We start from the raw sequence: 20366 nt of genomic DNA on the forward strand, positions 1-20366 counted from the left end.
GCCCCGCCTTACTTCAACCAGCCCTGCAGATCTTTCCGGAGCTGAATAAAGGTGCGGCGCATGTGGGTTTCCACGGTTTTTATCGAGATGCCCAGTTCTTCGGCAATCTCCCGGTATTTGAGGTTCCGCTCGCGGCTCATGCGGAAAATCAGTTGGCCCTGCCGAGGCAGTTTACTCACCGCTGCCTCCACCGCAGCACTGAATTCCTGGCGGATGTACTGGTCTTCGGCACTGTCGAGCACCGGCACACTTTCCAACTGCAACTTTCGCTCCAGGCGCTGCCGCGACTGCTGCTGCCGCAAAAAATCGAAAGCCCGGTTGCGCACCGCGATAAACAAGTAAGCCTTTACCTGGGTATCAATCTGCAATTCCTCCCGCCGCTTCCACAACTTGGTAAAAACGTCCAGCACAATCTCTTCCGAACGCTGCAAACAACAGCAGTAGGCAAAGGCCTGCTCGCACAACCAGCCATAGTAACGGTGAAAAAGCTGGGAAAAAGCCGCCTGGTCGTGGTGGTACTTGATGCGCAAAACCAAAGCCGGATCGGCTTGGGAAGTGGTGGGGGGATTGGCAATTTGCATGATAGTTGATTAATGTAATCGATTACATAAGAGCGAAAAAAATTATGCTTTACGGAGGGAAGAGCCTCGCAAGACCAAATCCGGTTCGAGGATGCGGACGTGGGGGGTAAAGGGCTTATTGGCCTGAATTTCTTCCAGGAAGAGTTCGGCGGCGATCTGCCCCATGGTGTGGGTATGCTGATCGACGGTGGAGAGCGCGGGGGTGACGAACTGGGTGAAAGGCTCGTTGGCAAAGCCGATGATGGCGATCTGGCCGGGCACGTCGATGCCCGCCGCCTGAAGGCTTTGCAGGACGCCAACGGCAGCGAAGTCGCTGGAAGAAAAGATGCCGTCTACGTCGGGGTGCTGGGCGAGAATATCGGCCGTGATGCGCTGTCCCGCGGCGGGATCGGATTTACATTCGTACACCAGGGTATCGTCAACACGGATACCGGCGTCTGCCAGCGCAGCTTTGTATCCCCGCAGCCGTTCCTGGTAAAGATAGGAAGTGCGGTGCCCCCAGAGGTGGACGATCCGGCGGCAACCCTGTTCAATTAAATGTTCGGTAGCCCGGTAGGCGCCCAGGTAATCATCAATGACGACTGAACTGACTGGCATGCTCCGCCAAACGTTGTCAAAAAACAGGAGGGGAACGCCAGCCTGCCGGACCTTTTCGAAGTAATGGAACTCGGCAGAGCCCTTGGCCACGGAAGCCAGGATACCGTCCACCTGCAAGCGCAAAAGGGTCTCGACGGCCCGCTCTTCGGCCTGCTGCCCTTCGTGGGTTTGGGCCACAATTACGCTGTAATGCGCAGCAGCCAGAACCTCTTCAATCCCCCGGATGATGGAGCCGAAAAAGGAGCGGTCGGCAGCCGGCACCAGCACTCCTACGGTGAAGGTCTTGCCCGTCCGCAGCGAAGCGGCAATCTGGTTCGGTTTATACTGCAGGCGGACCGCCGCATCCGCCACCGCCTGCCGGGTACGCGCACTGATGGCCTGGTTTCCGTTGAGCGCACGCGATACCGTTGCTGCCGTAATGTGCAGCTCTTTGGCAATATCATGTATGGTAGTCCTCGCCTTGGCCAAAATTCAATCGTTTGTGCAATCGATTACAAAGATATTAAATGCGGCGAATCTGGCAAGCGGATGGCGATTTTTTTCGTAAATTTTGTGAGGAGAGGGGGCAAAACGGGAAAAGTACGGCTCTTCGGGGGGGGGAAGATGGAAAGGATGGCCAAAAGGCCTGAGTGCTGAGCCCCGCTCCCCCACCCTGCATTGCACCTGCGACCGCGCCTGTGGATGGTAACCTGGTACGAAAAATGCGGGCGCTGCCGCAGGTGCCCGCGCCGTTGAAAAAGCAAAGTCCGGCGCGGGAGCCCCGGCGCACTCACCAACGGAGAATGCCGGTAAAGAAAGGTGGGTACCCAAACCCAATTTTTTTCACCCTTCGGTCAGGGTACCGAATCCAGGGCACGTTTTCACTAAAATTTCGCAAGCGATCATGAGTATCAGAAAGGGCAGGTTTATCCACTACGGCGTGTTCCTCCTGGGCTTTTTGGGCCTGGGTGTGGCAAGTGGTATCCGCGCCCAGGGTACGGGGACGCTGGAAGGCATCCTTACGGACGGCAGCCTGGAGGAGCCGCTGGCCTTTGCCAACGTTGGCATTACCAGCCTGGGCCTGGGCACAACCACGGAGTTGAACGGCAGTTACGTTCTGGATCAGGTGCCCGCTGGTACCTATACCGTTGCGTTCAGTTACCTGGGTTACGGCACCGTGGAGGAGACGGTGAGCATCACCGCCGGAGCACGTGCTACCCTCAACGTGACGCTGCGCCCGGACGGCGTGACCATGACAGAGATCGTCGTATCGACCCAAGCCGTAGGGCAGCGGGCGGCCATCAACCAGCAGATCAATTCGAACACCATCGTTAACGTCGTCTCCAAGGAACGCTTGCAGGAAATGCCAGACCAAAACGCCGCCGAAAGTGTGGGCCGGCTGCCTGGCGTATCCATCCAGCGCGACGGCGGCGAAGGGCAACGGGTGGTGGTGCGCGGGATGTCGCCCCGCTTCAGTTCCATAACCGTCAACGGCGTACGCGTGCCCAGCACCGATGCTCAGGACCGCTCGGTGGACCTGAGCATGATCTCACCCGACGCGCTGGCGGGGATTGAACTGTTCAAGGCCCTCCGCCCCGACATGGACGGCGACGCCATTGGTGGGACGGTAAATTTTACGGCCCGCAAGGCACCCAGTGGCCGGGAATTCGACCTCCGCATTCTCAAGGGTTACAACGACCACCAGCAGAGTTTCCTCCCTTTCCGCGGCAGTTTCAGCGCCAGCCAACGCTCGAAAAACGAAAAACTCGGGGCCATCCTTACGGGGAATTTCCAGCGGGCCGACCGCAGCGCCGACGGCCTTAATGTGGACTACAGCTACGATGGCATCGACCCTGCGAGCGGCCTGTTCCGGGTACGGGTGGATAACCTCCGCCTGATCGACCAGCTGGAAACCCGCGACCGCCTCGGGGGCAGCCTCACCCTTGACTGGACACCTAACACCCGCAACAGCATCGTCTTCAACAGCAATTACGGCCGTACCAACCGCGATGAACTCCGCCGCCGCCGCAGCTACCGCGTGGAGGCGGCTTACCAGGAGTACGACATTCGGCAGCGCAGCACCAACATCAATTTACTTTCCAATACCCTCGACGGCGACCACAAACTCGGCAAAGGCTGGCGGCTCAAATGGCTGGCCGCCTACGCTGCAACGGCCCAACGAACGCCCGAGGAACTGGGCTTGCGCTTCCGTGAGCAATCCGCCCAACGCGCCGACATCGTCATCAACCAGGGCCCCGACGCCGTCATCCCCGGCTTCTTCAACAATCTTGATGAGACCTTCGTGCAGGTCCTGGAATTTAACCAGACGGACACCGAAGAATCCAACACAACGGGCCGGGTGGATTTGCAGTACGACTTCCGCATCGGGGGAAACTCTACTGGCTTTTTCAAGACGGGCCTCAGCTACCGGGCCACCCGGCGGGAGCGCGACAACGGCGGGCTGATCATCCGGCCCTACCTGCCCGCCGAGAACGTGGTGGTTTTGGAAGGCGACCGCGATTTATTCATCACCGACGCCAACGGGCGGGCGCTGCTCGTCAATTTCCTGGGCGGGGGGCAGATCCGGCCCTTCCTGGGTGGCGATTACGACTTCGGACCAGGCACTCCAGAACAACGGCAAGGGCTGCGGACGCCGCTGGGCGAAAACATCGACCTCAACGCCTACAACGCCTTCTTCAATACCAACTACCAGCCGGGGGACGCACTGGGTTACGACTCCCAGCTCGACATGGCCAAAGTGCGGTCGTTTTTTGAGCGCTACCGCAGTGTGCTGGATACCAACGTCATTGCCAACCAGGAGGACTACGCGGCCAACGAAGACATCTACGGGGCCTACGCCATGGCCCAGCTCAACCTCGGCAAAGCCTGGATGCTGATGGGGGGCGTCCGGCTGGAAGACACGCGGCAGAACTACCGCAGCGCCAATGCCGCGCCACTGGACGAGGACGCCGGGGGCTCAGGATTCGGCGCTTTGATCAATCAGGAGGCCAGCCAGGGTTACGCCGAGTTATTGCCCATGGCCCACCTGCGCTACAAGCCGAGCGAGTGGTTTGACGTGCGCCTTGCGGTCACCAAGTCCCTGGCCCGCCCCAACTTCCTGAGCCTCGTCCCCTGGGAGCGTATCAACAACACCGACCGGGAGATCAACCGCGGGCGCCCTGACCTGCTGCATACGACGGCCTGGAATTACGACGCTTACGTATCTTTTTACAACAAGTTCGGCCTCTTTACGGTGGGCGTTTTCCAGAAAGACTTTTTTGATACAGACTACATCCGCACCTACATCATCCGCGACCCCGCGAGCCGCTTCCGGGGCTACCAGGTGACGGAGCCGGAGAACGTTCCCGAATCGAGCGTCCGGGGCCTGGAGTTTGATTTGCAGGCCAACTTTGCGAGCCTGCCCAAACCGTGGCGGGGTCTCATCCTCGGGGCCAACCTGACGCTGGCCAAATCCCAAACGAGCTACCCCGTATCCTTCATCCGGCGGGACACCGTGTTTTTGGACGTGCCGCCTTTCGTGCAGATTACTACGGCGGCCATCGATACCCTGCGCAGCGGGCGCAACGTAGGGCAAGCCAACACCATTGCCAACCTGACCCTTGGCTATGAGCTGGGCCGCTTCTCCACCCGCTTATCCATGCTTTACCAGGACAACGCCTTCGACCGCCTGGGTGCGCGCGGCGAGCTGGATGGTTTTACCGCCCGGTCGGTTCGTTGGGATTACAGCCTGACCTACTGGGTGAATAAAAAGCGCTCCTGGCAAATTGTCGCCAACGTCAACAACATCAGTAACCAACCCGAACAATCCTTTGTGGGCAATACCAGCTTTTTATCGGAGTCCGAATTCTACGGCATGACGGCCGACCTCGGCCTGCGGTTCCGCTGGCAGAAATGATTCACCCCGCCCAAGCATCACCATTAAAAATTGAATTATGCGCAGACTTTACGTACTTCTCCTTGCCCTGTGCAGCGGCCTGACGGCGGGTGCACAAACCGTCATCAGCGTTCCCCCCGGCAGTACGCTCAACGACGTGATTACGGCCGATTCCAACCGCATTTATGAACTTACCCGGGGGGCGATATACTTCGTCAATTCCCCCATTGCTCACCAAGGCTTTACCCTGCACCTGCGCGCCGCGGGAAATGAACAATTCGCCAGGCCGCTGATCGTCTCCGACCCGCCTTCAGCGGACGTAGAAATCAACGCGCTTTTTGAAGCCCGGGGCAATTTGATTCTGGAGGGCCTCCACCTCACGCAGCGCAGCACCCTCGGTGTGGTATTCGAACGCATGATTCGCGCGCGTGCTAATGATATTCGCATTACCGTCGACGACTGCCTGATGGACGATTCCGGGCAAACGGTTTTTCGCCTGGACAATGCCAATACCAAGATTTACGTCCGCAACAGCGTCGCCAGTCGCCTCGGCGAGCCGAGCAACCCCGACAATGGGCGCTTCATCGACGACCGGGGCAACCTGGTGGACAGTATTGTGCTGGAAAACAACCTGTTTTACAACATCACCAGCCGGCTCATCCGCGACGGCGGGGGGGAAATCAACTACTTTAAGTTCAACCAGAACACGGTGGATAACGTAGGGCAGCGCTGCATGGCCATTGGGCCCGTGGGCACTCTGGAAGTAACCAATAATATTTTCGCCAACGGGGCTTTCCTGGGCCGGCAGTTCAGCCTGGACCCAGCCGAGCAGGACGACCGCGCGGTGCTGGACCCCGACACCACTGCCCTGGGCATCAGCAACTGGTTGATCAGCCACAACAACTTCTTCCGTACGCCCGCACTGGTGGAAGCAACGCCCTTCACCCAGGTAGATATGGATACCATCGAACAGGTGCCGAACTTCAGCGTCGAAGCGGAACTGGCGGTGGCCGCCCGGGGGACGGAGGCAACAATCATCAACGACGTTCTCAACTTCGCCAATCCCGCGCCGCAGCCCCTGGCCTGGATCATGGCCCACCACAGCGAAATGGACGCCCCGGCCTGGGACCACAGTGGCATCGACGTTGACGCCGTACTGAGCACCGTCGGTGACGGCAGCATCCTGCGCTACTCGACTTACCACGACTACGGTTACGCCCAGGGCGCGGGCTCCTACCGCGCGGGCACGGAAGGACAACCCCTGGGGGCCAACCTCCCCGACTTCGAATTTTCCACCCGCACCCGCGATCTTTTCGTAGCGGCCAACATCCTCTACTATCCTAACCCCGTGGCCGACCGCCTCTTTGTCCGCCACCTGAACGGAACCGACATCAGCCGCATCGTCATTTATGACCTGATGGGCCGCCCGCTGCAAGTGGTCCACAACGTCAATAATGACCGCCACGAGCTGGACCTGGCCCACCTTCCCAGCGGTACCTACCTGCTGAGTTTGGTGGATAGCCGGGGCGGGGTGAGTGCCCGGCAAGTGGTGAAGCAATAGACTGGCTTTTTTTGAACAACACCGTTGGAGGGGTGGGGCTGCGGAGCGGCCTCCCCCACTTCGGTTTTGTAGGGAAAGTTTCGCTTTTTTTGAACCAAATAGATATAAGTTGGGCACTAAGCGCACTGAGTGCACTAAGAGCTGGTCTAAAATTTTTCTTATGTCTTTTCCTTCCTCTTCTGAATTGAGCCGGCGGCAGTGGCTGAAGCGTGGGCTGGCCCTGGGTGCCGGAGCGGCGCTGCCAGCCTGGCCAGCTGGTGCAACCGCGCAGGATCTCTCCTCCCATACTCCGTTTAGGTCTGCCCAAGCCCTGCGGCCATTGGCGGATATTTACCAGCGGATTACCGAGCCGGTTATTATCGCTAGGGTGGAAATCCTGCGCTTCGGCAATGAATACATGACGCGGGTAACGAGCAGCGAAGGGGTCGTTGGGTACAGTATGGGCAATAATCGCATTCCCAACCTGATATCGATTTTCCGGGACCTGGTAGCGCCATTTTTTATTGGCCAGGATGCCCGGTCTTTGGCCGATTTATGGGAGCGTTTTTATTACAACGGTAAGGAGCGCGTGTATAAATACACCTCGATGCCCCTGTGGAATTGTTTTGGACAAATTGAAGTGGCCGTACTGGATATTCTTGGGCAGGTGGCGGGCCAACCCGTTTGCGAACTGTTGGGCCCGGTGCTGCGCAGCGAAATTCCCGTCTACCTTTCGAGTTTACGCCGCAACACCACTCCCGAAGAAGAGTGTGCGTGGCTGGGTAAACGGGTGGAAGAAACCCAGGCGAAATCCATCAAAATTAAAATCGGCGGACGAATGTCAAAAAATGCCGACGCTTACCCCGGGCGGACGGATGCGCTCGTTCCCTACGCCCGCAAATTTTTCGGCGACGGGATGGACATTAACGTCGATGCCAACGGCAGTTACGACGCGCCGACGGCCATCCGCGTCGGGCGGATGCTGGAAGATCATGGCGTTGGTTTTTTCGAGGAACCCTGTGAATGGGAGGATTTTGTGGCGCACCAGCAGGTCGCTAAAGCCCTCAAAATCAGTGTCGCGGGCGGCGAACAAGACCACAGCCTGCCGAAGTGGGAATGGATGATGGCCAACGGTGCGCTCGCGCTCGTCCAGCCCGACATCATGTACAACGGAGGCATGCTGCGCACCATCCACGTCGCCAACATGGCCTTGGGCTACGGCCTGCCCGTCACGACCCACAACCCCCGCAACAATGCCGAGTACGCCAACCTGCTCCACCTGGCCGCTGTGCTGCCCAATTTGGGCCCCTTCCAGGAGTTCCGGGCCGATGACGCCAAGAGCAAAATCCCTTTCACGCCAGACATCGAATGCCGCAACGGTACGGTGAAAATCCTCACCGCCCCCGGCATGAGCATCCAGTACGACCCTGAATTCATGGCCAAAGCCGAGGTGCTGGCCAGTATTTCTGAAGGGTGGTGAGGTAGCTGGGTTTGGCCCCGCGATCAGGGTGTGTGGCGCGGCCGCAGGTGCAGAGAGAGGGGATGGGGAGAATGATCGGGCCAAGTCGGGAGTAGAGCAGGAAACTGCGGCGAAGGAAGTTCGGGAAAGGGCTTACCTTGCGCGGGCTGAAGTTGCCCGTTTATGAACATCTTTACCACCCATGAGGAAATTATTGCTAAGCGCTTTTGCCGGGTGAGCTTACGGAAAAGCGATCACATAACGTGGTCGATTCTATTCACCCCGCTCGTGCCATCAGACCTCAGTTTGCGGGAAGCCTTCAGCGAAGACTTTATTGCGAAGATGAATTAAACAAGTGCCAGACAATACATTTACTACATTGCTTTTTATGTCAACAATTGAAACGATTATCAAGGATATAGGGGAAAACCAGCCCATACTGATCCCGCAAATGGCGATTGACCATCTTGAATCCGTACCCGCCGATTCTTCCTTTGCGGGCTCGGTATTCGTGGCTAAAACGCTCGTGCCAACGCTATTCCTAAAGCTTACGGCCAAATCAGCGGCCTTGGTAGGGTTTACTCCAGACAGTTATTATAACCCATCCTACAAATTCTTGACGGTTGATGATCAAGACGGAAACGCCGTTATGCTGGTGACGCTCCAACATAGTGAGAAAAGATTAATGCACGCACAACTGGACCCTGCCGATCGGCAGGTACAGGAATTCCTCCGGCTGGCCAAACAACAGGAGTGTTTTTGTCTTGACCTTACGGTGGACCATAAAAATAAACCTTATGGGAGTACAGAATTTTTTGATATTGACGGCGAACACCTCGAATGGGTTACCCGCAACTTAGTACGAGCAACCAGCGTCAAAACTTCAAATGACTGGTCGGTAGTATCACAGGGTTACCAACGCCACTTGGGCTTTTTCAATAGGGATGTTTTTCTCCACTTTCGTTTGGCTGGCAAACGCCAGTTGCACGCCAACCGTAGCTTCGATTTTGTCACCCGGGGCGAGGAGAGCCACGAGGTAGACCTTGATCTAGTGCAAAAGTCCGGAAATTCTTACCAAATCGATTGGCTCGCCAGCCAGCACGGTATTTCGCTTACGGAGGCCCCTGCCCTGCCCGTGCCCCTGGAACTATCACGAAAAATGACAGAAATTGAGGCTAACTCTACCACCATCTCTGCCTCCCAGCAAACGGCGCTAGAAGCACTCCGTATACAATACCCCGACGAAGCCATAATCCTCTTTCCGCTTCTCGTGCTCTATGAAAACAGCGGGAATGAACAAAAGAGGCGGGAGGTGCTCTCAATACTGGAACGCTTTGGGCAGACGCGTACCTACGTAGCACTCTCGTTGTTACAAATTTTGGACGATGAGGCCTTCCTAAGCAAATTTCGCAAAGAGTGGCCTGGAAAGGAACTTACCGATCACCCCATCCGGGGCGGCCACCCTTTCACCCCGAAAGACTTCACGCTTTTTGAAGAGCTATCCATACGTTATGCTCGACTTAAGCAGCAAACAGAAGTCGCGATTGACCGATTTACCCGACTGACCGAGTTCGGAGCAAACTGGGAAGTGCTGGAATCGGTAGCCAATAACCTTTCGGAACAGCTCCTCTTTAGACAACTTGACCAAAATCCTGTGCTACCGGATACGCTGCCGGATATTCTACGCAAGGTAAAAAACCCGACAGCACTCAAATTACTAACGGACAATTTCTGGGGAAAGGTAGAAGTTTTGCGTACGAAGGTCGACCTACGGACGAAGGCAGAAAAGGCCTCTACCATGGTCCGAAAAGGGCCAAAGATCGGCAGGAACGCCCCCTGCCCCTGCGGCAGCGGCAAAAAATACAAAAACTGTTGTGGAAAGTAGGTGGAAATAAAATCCGCCCGGCCCTTCCCTGGGGTTCGGGGGATGGTTTTGGGGATGATTACTACCGAAAAAAATAATTAAAATGAACAAGGAAATATACCAAGATAGATCTTTTGACGATTTGCTGCAAACCCTCCCCCACTACCAGCTTTATCCTCAAATGCTTCCCTTCATCGGCTCCCATTACCGCCGGATGAATAAGCGGGTGCTGGTGATTGGGGAGAGCCATTATTTACGGAAAGAAAGTGAGCAGAAAAGCGAGTCGGGCGCGTGGTACGATGGCACAGCCGCCGCGATGCTTGACGATGAAGACCGCAACTGGATACATACCCGTGGAACCGCCGGATCCGGCGAAAAGCAGCGGTACGCAAGTAAAGCCTTCGGTATTTATCGCAACGTAGAGTTCGCGATCCGGGATTTATTAGTAGACAAAGACCTACCCACCGACAATTATTTGCGTTACGTCGCCTACTATAATTATTTCCAGCGCCCGGCAAAGACCGGAGACAGTTTAGAAGTGACGGATTTGGATAAAAAGACGGCCTACCATCATCTACTTGCCCTAGGGGATATCCTTGAAGTCACCCATTTTGCTTTCGTCAGTAAGTTAGCCTATTACGCTTTTTGGAAAAGTCACGGAAAGGATGAGTTCTTTACGCGAAATATTTTTGGTACAGCGCATCCAAGTACTTCATGGTGGAATACGCCACATCAACATGATTGGTGGGAGGAAAAATTTAAGATGACTAGCCGGGAATGGTTCATTAAGAGAATTGGGAAATTGCAATTAAAAGTAGACGATCATGAATAAGAAGCAGACCCTCAAAACCACCCTAAAACGCGAATTTTTCGACGCGATCTACCGTGGTGAAAAGACCGAAGAGTACCGCGACCTCAGCGACTTTTGGATGAGCCGCCTACTCGTCAAAGAAGCGGACGGTAGCTATTCCTTTGAAAAGTTCCGCGAGTACGATACCATCGTTTTCCGCAACGGCTACAACCCCGATTCCCCGACTATGGAAGTGGAGTGGAAAGGCACGCGCATCCTGGAGTACCTGGACGAACCGAAAGATGCCTTTGAGCGGTACGGTTTTGTGATTGACTTGGGGAAGGTGTTGAAGATAGAGAACTATAAACCGTAAACGATCACTTCTCAAATGCCTGATAAGCCAGTAGCGGAACTGCGACCAGGATAACAATAAGTTGAGGATGCTGATCGTGCAAAGCCTCGCAAGCCCCATCAAATCCCAAGAATCGTCCATCTTTCAGGGGTGTAACTTTTCACCCCCCCCATGTGATCCAGATCACCATTGCCGGAGAGATTGCGCCCCTAGCTTTGCGCAAAACCAATGAAGATGAAGACGATTTATTTTTCCGTTCTAATGCTTGGCCTACTGCTGCTGTCCGGGCAAATCCTTGGCCAGGCCAGTAGCGTAGCAGCGGTAGCTCCCAACGCCGTACTGCCCATGGTAGCGCAAGGCACCCTCGTGATTGACGTACGGGAGGCCAACGAAATCGAGGTGCTCGCCTACGATGTACCCGGGGTAATCAATATCCCCCTGAGCGAGCTCCCCGATCGCCTGGCGGAACTGCCGACCGACCGCCCCCTCATCTTGGCCTGTCGCACAGGTCTGCGAAGTGCGAAAGCAGGCAACTTACTCGCCGCAGCCCACTTCGCGCCCTTATTCCACATCGAGGGGGGCATCATCGCTTGGGAGGCCGCCGGACTCCCGGTCAAAAAATCCGGGCGGGCACCAGACGCTCCCGCCACGGGCCAAAAGCCATGTTGCCCCCCGGGGACTGCGGATCAAACCACGGGCAAATCCTGCTGCGCTAAAGCGTCAGGCGCGACTGCGACGGCGGGCTGCGGTGGCAAAGAAAAAGGAAAATCCTGCGGCACTAAGGAGTAAGGAAACGATAGCTTAACCTACGGAGCTGGATTTTATAATTCCAGGCGTAGCGCACACTGCGCACTTCCCCATCGGTGGCATTTTTGCAAAAACGACTGATTCCCCTTGCGTAGCTACTCCCAAAAGAAATCCCCCCCAACGATTTCTCCTCCGAGGCATCATTTGCCGTATGCAATGAGGACCATCACTTCGAAGGGATGATCTTTGAAGGCAAATGTTCCTCGGAGGTGTAAATCGTAGCCGGAGTGAAAAGTAAGAGGTCTGAATCGTAGCCGGAGTGAAAAACCAAAGGCCCAAATCGTAAACCCTCACGCCCTGAGCACCCCCACCCCATTCAGGCCAAACTGCTCCAGCAATACATTTGCCGAAGCGGGTACGCCATTCACGTGCGGGGTAGGAATTTGTTGCGCCAACAAGGGCAGCATATTGCCGGCCAGCAACTCCTGGATACTGAAGATGGGGTGCTTGGTAAGCGGCCTGACCTCTTCCATCAACAACTGGCTGGCGGTGAACAGCCCACTGATCAGCACGGGGGCAATGCCCCAGCTTTTCAGGATTTCGATGCCGGAAAGTACCCCAAGGCTATCGCCGCAGGAAAGTACTACGCCGCCGACCGTATGCATAAACTCGCTGTTTTGCAGCAGCTCCCGGGTCTCTTGCTGGAGGATGCCGTCAGCAATTTCTACCACGATGTAGTCAGGCTTAACCTGCCGTACGCATTCGTCGAGCAGTTCCTGGTAAAGCGAAAGCAAAGTGGGGGTTCCAACCTGAAAAGTAGAAGTAAAGCCGCGTTGGGAAAAGTCCGTAACGTAATCCGCTCCCCGGTCGTAACAATAAATGGTATCCTTAGGGTAGGCCGTGCCCGTCAGTTTAATGTATGCGGTTTTATAACCCACCCGCCCGAGTCCTCCGCAGAGGTGGGCCGCAGTGGTCGTTTTCCCGCTGTCCATGGAAGATCCTACGGAGAGCAACACTTTTGCTCCCTGGGTATCCCCGCGGAAGGGCGTCAGGGCCTGAAGGGTGTTGATTACTGCCCCCTGGGCATCCACGGCAAAGGCGAGCAACTCCAGCGGAATGGCCTGACCGGGGTGGGTGTGATTTTTGCTTGCCACCTGGGCGACTACTCCTCCCCGGCCAACCAGCTCAACGTGGCGGGTGGGCAACTGCGGCAGGTAGGCTTCGTACTGATTGGTAGCGTACCGCGCTCCGTAGGCCGCCATGATCAGATCGTCGGTAAAGAGCGAGCAAGTGCCGCCATCCCTGGTCTTCATGTACTTGCCGTCAGAGTCCATCACGCGAAACAAACCCACGTCGCCAATCCAGGGAATATGGGCGTCGGGCAGCTCGTAATGCCAGTTGATTTGGCCGGGCACGCCAGCGCAGGTGTAAGCCATTTTAATTCGCTTATTCATGATGATGTTGGTTTCGTTTTTGATTCCAAGGAGCAGGGTTTGTGCCCGCCGCACAAAGATATGCGGCGGCCCTAGTACCTTCGCTACAAAAGTCTCCGGGCCCGATATTGTCTTAGTTCCAGGTTGGCGCTCCGTCGTCGGTACAGCGCCGAAATGCTAAGCCCTGCTTAACTTTAGCCCCCCAGTCTTCCCTACCCCCAAAAGCTGCTTTCTAATGTCTTTGCGCCCCGCCACGTCTTTCCTCGCCCTCTTCCTGCTGCTCCTTTTCGGTGCAGGCCTCTCCGGCCAAGCCCCCACGCTGGTGGTGCCCACCGGCCACGGCAAGGCCATCACCGATCTGGCGGCCTCCCCGGCCGGTGATCTCCTCGCCTCGGCGGCGCTCGATGCCACGGTGAAAGTCTGGAACACGGCCGCCAGCCGCGAAGTCCACACCTTCCGCCCCAAAGACTACGCCCGCTCCCTGGCCTTCAGCCCCGACGGCAAGTACCTGGCCGCCGCCACCTTTACGGAGCTCTACGTCTGGGAAGTCGGCTCCTGGCGGCCCGTCAAAACCATCAAAGGCTGGTTCATGGACGCCCTCGTCTTCCACCCCACCCGCAACGAGCTTTTCTACCAGACCCAGAAGATCAACAGCACGGGCGAAGACCCCCAGCAGGTGTGGCGGATCACCCTGCCCGCCGGCAGCCCCAGCCAGCTCGCTACCGTCCCCTTCGCCGAAAGCGGACGCCACAAAATGGATCACCTGGACATCTCCCCCACCGGCCAGCAACTGCTGCTCGTCACCGGCGACGGCATCGGCCACCTCATCCCCACAAATGGAGCGGCCCGCACCCAGGTGGAAGGCGCCCGCCGCTTCACCCCCACGGGCAATCTCCTCTGCATCTCCGACGCCGGCACGAGTCCAAGCCTTAGCCTGCGCCGGACGGACGGCAGCAGCATCTGGCAAAGCAACTCCACCAAGGAACAAACGGCCAACCGCAACCTCACCCACGTGGCCGGCTTCGGCGGTCCGGCCGGCCACCTCTACTGGATCAACCAGGACGGCAAACTGGTCTCGGGCGATTACCGCACCAATACCCTGACCGTGCGCAACCTGCCCGGTATCCTCGACAGTGAACTCACCATCGCCACCAACGGCATCCTTTACGTAGCGGGCAAAAGCCCCTTCCAGATCCACGGCTACGCCCTGCCCGACCTCCAGACCGTCGTCACCCTCGGCGAAAGCATCCTTCTGCCCGCCCAACTCGCCGCCCAGGACGGCAGCCAACTGCTCGCCTGGGGCAGTGCCGGCAGCCTGAAAACGCTGGAAATGAAGGGCCGCAAAACCATCACCACGGCCATCACCCCCAGCCTCCACGCCGGTCGGCTGCACCTGAGCGCCAACGGCAGCCTGCTGGCCACCGGCGCTACCAGTGGCGACAACTTCAGCTACCACCACCGCAGCAAGCCCCTGGAAACCAAGCGCTTCAAATCTGAGCTCGGCCCCACCGCCGGCGTGGCCAGCAGCGGAGACGGCAACTTCATCGGCGTTGCAGGTCGCAATGGCTTCATGGTGTTGAACACCGCCAGCCACAAGTTCGTCGTCCGCGAAGCCCTGCCGGCCACCACTGGCTTTTACCAGGATGACGTCGCGCTATCCCCCACCGGCAACCTGCTCCTCCTCAACCAGGCCCGCATCCAGCCGGATGGCAGCAACCGCACCTGGCACCTGCTCTACGACGTCAGCCAAAAAAGCAAGCGCTGGGAAGCCACCGGACGCCTCGAGGACCCGTCGTTTTCCGCCGACGGCAGCACGATCTACGGCCTCATCTACGAGTTCGTCGTGCAGCTCGACGCCAGCACCGGCCGGGAGCTCCGCCGCTGGCCACTGCCCAAGGGCCGCTTCCCCTACGCCGCCCAGTTCAACCGGGCCAAGACCATGGTCGCCTACAGCCACAGCAGCCGGGGCTACGTGCTGGACCTCCGCACGGGCCAGGAAAGCGAGCTCAAGACGGATGCCACCCTACCCATCGAGCGCGTGGCCTTCGTGGGCGAGGACTTCATGATCAGTGCCGGCAACGACGAGCTCGTCAGCCTCTGGGACCTCCGCAGCCGCCGCCGCGTCGCCCAACTCGTTCAGTACGCCGCCGCCGAGGGCTGGGCCGTGGTGGCCCCCGACGGCCGCTTCGACGCCGCGCCTTGGGCCATGCAGCGCATGTACTACCGGGTCGGGACCGAAAATTACCCCCTCGAACAACTCCTGGAGGGCTTCTACACGCCGGGTCTGCTGGCGGAAATCCTGAGCCGCAGCAGCACGCCCCCACCGCCGGTCAACATCAACCGCATCGGGCAAAAACCCACGGTCACCATCCAGTACACGGCCGGTACGCGCAACCTCACGGTGGAAGATGACGACGTAGCAGCGTCCATTGTGGCGCTGACGCAGGATGCAAAGATCGTTGTGAAGGCCGTGGCCGCCGGAAGCACCGTTGCCGAGATCCGCCTGTACCACAACGGCAAGCTCGTCTCGCCCGGCACCCGCAACCTCATTGTGGAAGACGACCCCGGCGGCAACGAAAAAAGCTTCCAGCTCCGCCTTTTGCCGGGAGAGAATACGCTCAAAGCCGTCGCCATCAACGCCGAACGCACGGAGAGTGACCCCGCCTTGCTCCTCATCCAGTACACGGCACCTGCGGACGCGCCCGCGAACAACAGCCTCCGCGACGGCATTACCCTCCACCTCCTCACGGTGGGCATCAACCAGTACAAAAACCCCCGCTACAACCTCAATTACGCCGAGGCCGACGCGGCGGGCCTCGAAAATCGCCTGCAAACGGGGATGCAGGGCCTGGTGGGCAACACCCGCCTGTACAGCATCCGCAACGAGCAGGCGACGCGGGCCAACATCCTCGCCGCCCTGGAAACGGTCCGGACCCAGGCCGGGCCCAACGATGTTTTCGTCTTCTACTTTGCCGGCCACGGCGTGATGAGCGAAGGGACGGAAGCGGACTTTTTCCTGGTTCCCCACGACGTCACCCAGCTCTACGGCGACCCCAACAGCCTGCAAAACAAGGGCATCTCGGCCACGGAGATGAAGAACCTGGCGGCGGCCATCCCCGCCCAGAAGCAGCTCTACCTGCTGGACGCCTGCCAGAGCGCCGGGGCCGTGCAGCGCATGGCCGCCCGCGGGGCCGCCGAAGAAAAGGCCATTGCCCAGCTCGCACGCAGCACCGGCACCCACTGGCTTACGGCCTCCGGCTCCGAGCAATTTGCCAGCGAATTCGACCAGCTGGGCCACGGGGCGTTTACCTACGTCTTGCTGGCCGGGCTGGCCGGCGAGGCCGCTGGCAACGACCAGCGCGTCTCCGTCAACGAACTGAAAGCCTACCTGGAAGCAACGGTGCCCGAACTGACCGAAAAACACAGCGGCCAGGCCCAGTACCCGGCCAGCTTCGGCTTTGGGCAAGACTTCCCCGTCGGCGTCGTAAAAAAGTAAAGCTGGACTTTTGTGAAGGGGATGACTGGATTTCCCGCCACGTGTCCGCCAAACGTCCTATCCGCTGGTAATTCGGGGAATCGTGATTCGGGTGGCGAACGTTTCTATCTTTGCGCCCCAACCTGCTTATGATGATGCAACGCTTCCTTTTGCTCGCCCTTTTGGCCTACTCTTCTTTGCTCACTGCCCAGCTAAATACCACGCTGCGGGCCAACCTCCCCTACAACGACGGCGTGAACGACGTATGGGGCTATGCAGCGCCGGACGGCACGGAGTACGCCATCGTAGGCCTGGTCAACGGCGTATCGTTCGTCAGCCTGGCCGACCCTGATAACCCGGTGGAGGTGGCCCGGATTGCGGGCGCGCGTTCGCAGTGGCGCGACATGAAGACCTTTGGAGAATACGCTTATTCCGTGGCCGACCAGGGTGCGGAGGGCATTACGGCCTTTGACTTGCGCTTTTTGCCGGATAGCGTGCCCTTCCGCCGGACCCAGTACGACATTCCCGGCTTCCCGCGGACCTTCGTGCGGGCCCACAACCTTTACATCGATACCGAAATCGGGCGTATTTACACCGCTGGCGGCGACCGCAACATCAACGACGGCGGAATTTTCATGTTCGATTTGGTGGCCAACCCCATGATCCCCACTTTGGTGGGTATGGGGCCGCAGATTTATTCCCACGACGTCTACGTCAAAAATGACACGATGTACTGTTCGGAAATTTACCTCGGACGGCTGGCCATTTACGACGTTGCCGACCTGGCCGACGTTGAACTGTTGGGGTCTACCCTGACGCCTTTCACCTTCACCCACAATGCCTGGACGACCGACGATGCCCAGCTGGTGTTCACTACTGACGAGGAACCCAACGCCCCGGTGGCGGCCTACGACATCAGCAACAAAGACGATATTGAACTGCTGGACGAGTATCGTCCGGCGGGCACCCTGAACCGGGGGACGATCCCGCACAACGTCCACGTCATTGACGAATACCTCTCCATCAGTTACTACACCGATGGACTGCGGGTAGTCGATGCCAGCGTCCCCGATAACTTGGTGGAAGTGGCCAACTACGATACCTGGCTGGGGGCCGACGGAGACTTCAACGGTGCCTGGGGTGCCTACCCTTTCCTGCCCAGCGGCCTGACTTTGGTCTCCGACCGGCAAACTGGCCTGTACGTTGTTGACGTCAACTACCTGCGGGCGGCCCGCCTGAAGGGAACGATCGTCGACCGCGACCTCCGCACCCCCATCAACAACGTCAACGTCAGCATCGCCTCCACCCAACCCAACGTGGAAGCCACCGACGCCCTGGGGCGCTACAAAACCGGCCTCGGCACCGCTGGCACCTACCAGGTGACTTTCAGCGTAGAAAACTACCTCCCCCTAACCGTTACGGTTAATTTAGAAAACGGCGTAGAGACCATCCTCGACACCGCACTGCAAACCACCGTCCCCCGCTTTGACATCGACGTTACGGTCATCGACGACGCTACCGAAGCCGTCATCCCCAACGCTACCTTCCGCTTCTTTAACGAAGAGCTCAACGTGGAGCGCCTGGCCGACGCGAATGGCAAGGTGGAGGTGCCCGCCATTTTCGACGGCGAGTACACCCTCTACGTAGCCGAATGGGGCTACCAGACCGAAGCCCGCACGGCCATCAGTTCCCAAGACCTCCAGGGCGTCACCATCCGCCTCAAGCGCGGATACATGGATGACTTCGTTACGGACGAAGGCTGGAGTGCTACGGGCGACGCAACTTCCGGGCAGTGGGTGCGGGATATCCCCATCGCCACCGTCAACGAAAACCTGATTTTTGCCCCCGGCACCGATGCTCCCGGCGACCTGGGCGAAGAAGCCTACATCACCGGCAACGGCGGCGGCAGCGCAGGCACGGACGACGTGGATAACGGCACCGTCATCCTGACTTCCCCCACTTTCCGCCCCTTAGCGGGTCAGGATACCCTGGTGGTCCACTACCAGTACTACTTCGCCAACGGCGGCGGTACGGGAACGCCGCTGGACGATACCCTCGTCATCCGCATCACCAATGGCAGGGACACCGTCGTAGCCCGCCGCCACGCTGAAGATGGCCGGGTGTGGACCCAGGATTCTTTCCGCATCAATGATTTTATGGACCTCAGCGACGAATTGCGGGTCATCGTCAGTACGAGCGACTTTAATACCTCCGGCCACCTGGTCGAGGCGGGCTTCGACAACTTCCTCGTAACGGGCAACAATCTCCCGACCAGCACCGAATACTTCGGCCGGGAGGACCTGGACCTCACGCTGTTCCCCAACCCCAGCGCCGCTGCCTTTGCCCTCCGCTACGACCTCGGGAGCGCCCGGGCCACACAACTGCGGGTACGCGACGCCCTGGGCCGGCAAGTACTGGCGCGGAACATCGAAGGATCGCAGGGCACGGTACGCTTCGGCGCGGAATTGCCGGCGGGTCTGTACTTCGTAGAAGTCATGACCAACAACGCCCGCCTGTGGGTGGGTAAAGCGATTAAGTCGGCGGAGTAAGAGCTCTCACCCCAAAATCTGCCGGGCCACTACCAGCGGATCGGGGCTAGCGGCGGTCACCCGCCGTACCACGGGCGCTTCCCGTCGCTCGCCATAGTGGTGGTAAGCTTTATCGTAGTAAACCAGGGCAATGCGGGCGGCGGTGGCCAGGTCGTTGGCCTCCAGGGCGGCGATGGCGGCGTTGAGATGCTGCCCCCCCAGTCTTTTGCGAATGCGGGTAAAGGCCGTCAGCAGGTCTTCGCGCGGGTAAGCGCCGTAGAGCTGCACCAGGCGGCCCACCCGCCACTCCAGCGGCTGTTCCAGCAGCGTCACCGGAGCGGCCGTGAGGCGGTGGTAAAATTCGTCGGGGAGGTAGATATGGCCAATCATGCGGCTTTCGTCTTCCACCCAAACGGGTTGGCCGGTCGGCAAATCCCGCAGGGCGGCGAAAAGCTGATTCTCGAACTCCTCCGTGCTGGGCTGGGGGGATTCTCCGATGGCCCCGAACGACGAACCTTTGTGGTGAGCAAGGCCCTCCAGATCGATGACGCTGGCACCGAGGGATTGCATGGCCCGCAGGACCTGGGTTTTGCCGGAGCCCGTAGGCCCGCTCAGCACCCGCAACCCGTGCTCACTGTCTTTGAGGTAGGTGCGGATGGTGGCGCGGGCCGCCTTGTAGCCCCCCGTCAGCTGCCCCACCTCCAGGCCCGCCCGCTCCAGCAGCCAGGCGACGCTGCCGCTGCGCTGTCCGCCCCGCCAGCAGTGCACCACCACCCGGCCGACGGGTGCCAGCCGGCGGGCTTCTTCCACCAGGTAACGCATTTTTCCACCCGCAATCTCCAGTCCTTTCAGCAAAGCCTCGTCCGGGCTCACCTGCTTATAGAGCGTACCGACCTCCGCCCTTTCGGCATCGCTGAAGAGCGGCAGGCTCCGGGCGGCGGGCAACTTTCCCGTGGCGTATTCGGCCGGCGAGCGTACGTCCAGCAGGGTAAAGCCCCGCCAGGCGGAATCAAAAAACCATTCTTGCGGAGTAAGGGTGCGCATGGAAGGCGAAGGTACTGCTGCGCAGCTCCTTTTTTCGCTCCAAAGGTATCAAGCTCAGACGCAACTCGCCTGCCCCGCCTGC

Annotated in this window: 12 protein-coding genes and 1 pseudogene; 9 read left to right on the forward strand and 4 right to left on the reverse strand. The window is 58.7% G+C overall.

Going from position 1 to position 20366, the window contains the following annotated elements; genetic code table 11:
- Nucleotides 1–8: 8 nt before the first annotated feature.
- Together H9S92_RS13630 and H9S92_RS13635 are read right to left on the reverse strand one after the other, a co-directional pair.
- Complete coding sequence (locus H9S92_RS13630) at nucleotides 9–581, reverse strand: RNA polymerase sigma-70 factor (protein ID WP_187467262.1); 573 nt, start codon at nucleotides 579–581, stop codon at nucleotides 9–11.
- Between the two features lie 42 nt (nucleotides 582–623).
- Nucleotides 624–1646, reverse strand: coding sequence for a LacI family DNA-binding transcriptional regulator (locus H9S92_RS13635; RefSeq protein WP_187467263.1), 1023 nt, complete (start codon nucleotides 1644–1646; stop codon nucleotides 624–626).
- 415 nt (nucleotides 1647–2061) lie between these two features.
- Here H9S92_RS13635 and H9S92_RS13640 point away from each other — a divergent pair, with 415 nt between their 5' ends.
- The 7 genes and pseudogenes from H9S92_RS13640 to H9S92_RS13670 all read left to right on the forward strand — a co-directional run bounded on the left by H9S92_RS13640 (nucleotide 2062) and on the right by H9S92_RS13670 (nucleotide 11846).
- The gene (locus tag H9S92_RS13640; protein ID WP_187467264.1) at nucleotides 2062–5073 is read left to right on the forward strand and encodes a TonB-dependent receptor; all 3012 of its coding nucleotides are present in this window, start codon (nucleotides 2062–2064) and stop codon (nucleotides 5071–5073) included.
- A gap of 37 nt (nucleotides 5074–5110) precedes the next feature.
- Nucleotides 5111–6613, forward strand: a complete 1503-nt coding sequence (locus H9S92_RS13645) for a T9SS type A sorting domain-containing protein (RefSeq protein ID WP_187467265.1) — start codon at nucleotides 5111–5113, stop codon at nucleotides 6611–6613.
- A gap of 160 nt (nucleotides 6614–6773) precedes the next feature.
- The gene (locus H9S92_RS13650; RefSeq protein WP_187467266.1) at nucleotides 6774–8072 is read left to right on the forward strand and encodes a mandelate racemase/muconate lactonizing enzyme family protein; all 1299 of its coding nucleotides are present in this window, start codon (nucleotides 6774–6776) and stop codon (nucleotides 8070–8072) included.
- Nucleotides 8073–9828: 1756 nt separating this feature from the next.
- Nucleotides 9829–9936, forward strand: a pseudogene (locus H9S92_RS22845) (SEC-C metal-binding domain-containing protein); the annotation flags it as partial.
- 82 nt (nucleotides 9937–10018) lie between these two features.
- Nucleotides 10019–10747, forward strand: a complete 729-nt coding sequence (locus tag H9S92_RS13660; protein ID WP_187467267.1) for a hypothetical protein — start codon at nucleotides 10019–10021, stop codon at nucleotides 10745–10747.
- Nucleotides 10740–11078, forward strand: coding sequence for a hypothetical protein (locus tag H9S92_RS13665; RefSeq protein ID WP_187467268.1), 339 nt, complete (start codon nucleotides 10740–10742; stop codon nucleotides 11076–11078). The genes H9S92_RS13660 and H9S92_RS13665 overlap by 8 nt, the downstream gene beginning before the upstream one ends.
- A 213-nt stretch (nucleotides 11079–11291) precedes the next feature.
- The gene (locus H9S92_RS13670; RefSeq protein WP_187467269.1) at nucleotides 11292–11846 is read left to right on the forward strand and encodes a rhodanese-like domain-containing protein; all 555 of its coding nucleotides are present in this window, start codon (nucleotides 11292–11294) and stop codon (nucleotides 11844–11846) included.
- A gap of 308 nt (nucleotides 11847–12154) precedes the next feature.
- On the opposite strand, the gene H9S92_RS13675 is transcribed toward H9S92_RS13670, so the two are convergent.
- Entirely contained in the window at nucleotides 12155–13258 is a 1104-nt protein-coding gene (locus H9S92_RS13675) for a hypothetical protein (RefSeq protein ID WP_187467270.1), read from the reverse strand.
- A gap of 214 nt (nucleotides 13259–13472) precedes the next feature.
- Here H9S92_RS13675 and H9S92_RS13680 point away from each other — a divergent pair, with 214 nt between their 5' ends.
- Complete coding sequence (locus H9S92_RS13680; protein WP_187467271.1) at nucleotides 13473–16733, forward strand: caspase family protein; 3261 nt, start codon at nucleotides 13473–13475, stop codon at nucleotides 16731–16733.
- A gap of 128 nt (nucleotides 16734–16861) precedes the next feature.
- The gene (locus H9S92_RS13685; protein WP_222936106.1) at nucleotides 16862–19261 is read left to right on the forward strand and encodes a choice-of-anchor B family protein; all 2400 of its coding nucleotides are present in this window, start codon (nucleotides 16862–16864) and stop codon (nucleotides 19259–19261) included.
- A gap of 6 nt (nucleotides 19262–19267) precedes the next feature.
- Here H9S92_RS13685 and mnmH read toward each other — a convergent pair whose 3' ends face one another.
- Nucleotides 19268–20284 carry a tRNA 2-selenouridine(34) synthase MnmH gene (gene mnmH, locus H9S92_RS13690; RefSeq protein ID WP_187467273.1) on the reverse strand — a complete coding sequence of 339 codons (1017 nt, stop codon included), beginning with the start codon at nucleotides 20282–20284 and terminating at the stop codon, nucleotides 19268–19270.
- Between the last annotated feature and the right edge of the window lie 82 nt (nucleotides 20285–20366).

The sequence above is a fragment of the Neolewinella lacunae genome (assembly GCF_014349155.1).
Classification (GTDB): Bacteria; Bacteroidota; Bacteroidia; order Chitinophagales; family Saprospiraceae; genus Neolewinella; species Neolewinella lacunae.

What these genes read in the sequence shown, in the direction of transcription:
- H9S92_RS13680 (WP_187467271.1), top strand. Translation starts at nt 13,473, where the DNA reads ATGTCTTTGCGCCCCGCCACGTCTTTCCTCGCCCTCTTCCTGCTGCTC.
- H9S92_RS13650 (WP_187467266.1), top strand. Translation starts at nt 6,774, where the DNA reads ATGTCTTTTCCTTCCTCTTCTGAATTGAGCCGGCGGCAGTGGCTGAAG.
- H9S92_RS13670 (WP_187467269.1), top strand. Translation starts at nt 11,292, where the DNA reads ATGAAGACGATTTATTTTTCCGTTCTAATGCTTGGCCTACTGCTGCTG.
- H9S92_RS13630 (WP_187467262.1), bottom strand. Translation starts at nt 581, where the DNA reads ATGCAAATTGCCAATCCCCCCACCACTTCCCAAGCCGATCCGGCTTTG.
- H9S92_RS13660 (WP_187467267.1), top strand. Translation starts at nt 10,019, where the DNA reads ATGAACAAGGAAATATACCAAGATAGATCTTTTGACGATTTGCTGCAA.
- H9S92_RS13685 (WP_222936106.1), top strand. Translation starts at nt 16,862, where the DNA reads ATGATGATGCAACGCTTCCTTTTGCTCGCCCTTTTGGCCTACTCTTCT.
- mnmH (WP_187467273.1), bottom strand. Translation starts at nt 20,284, where the DNA reads ATGCGCACCCTTACTCCGCAAGAATGGTTTTTTGATTCCGCCTGGCGG.
- H9S92_RS13640 (WP_187467264.1), top strand. Translation starts at nt 2,062, where the DNA reads ATGAGTATCAGAAAGGGCAGGTTTATCCACTACGGCGTGTTCCTCCTG.
- H9S92_RS13645 (WP_187467265.1), top strand. Translation starts at nt 5,111, where the DNA reads ATGCGCAGACTTTACGTACTTCTCCTTGCCCTGTGCAGCGGCCTGACG.
- H9S92_RS13675 (WP_187467270.1), bottom strand. Translation starts at nt 13,258, where the DNA reads ATGAATAAGCGAATTAAAATGGCTTACACCTGCGCTGGCGTGCCCGGC.
- H9S92_RS13665 (WP_187467268.1), top strand. Translation starts at nt 10,740, where the DNA reads ATGAATAAGAAGCAGACCCTCAAAACCACCCTAAAACGCGAATTTTTC.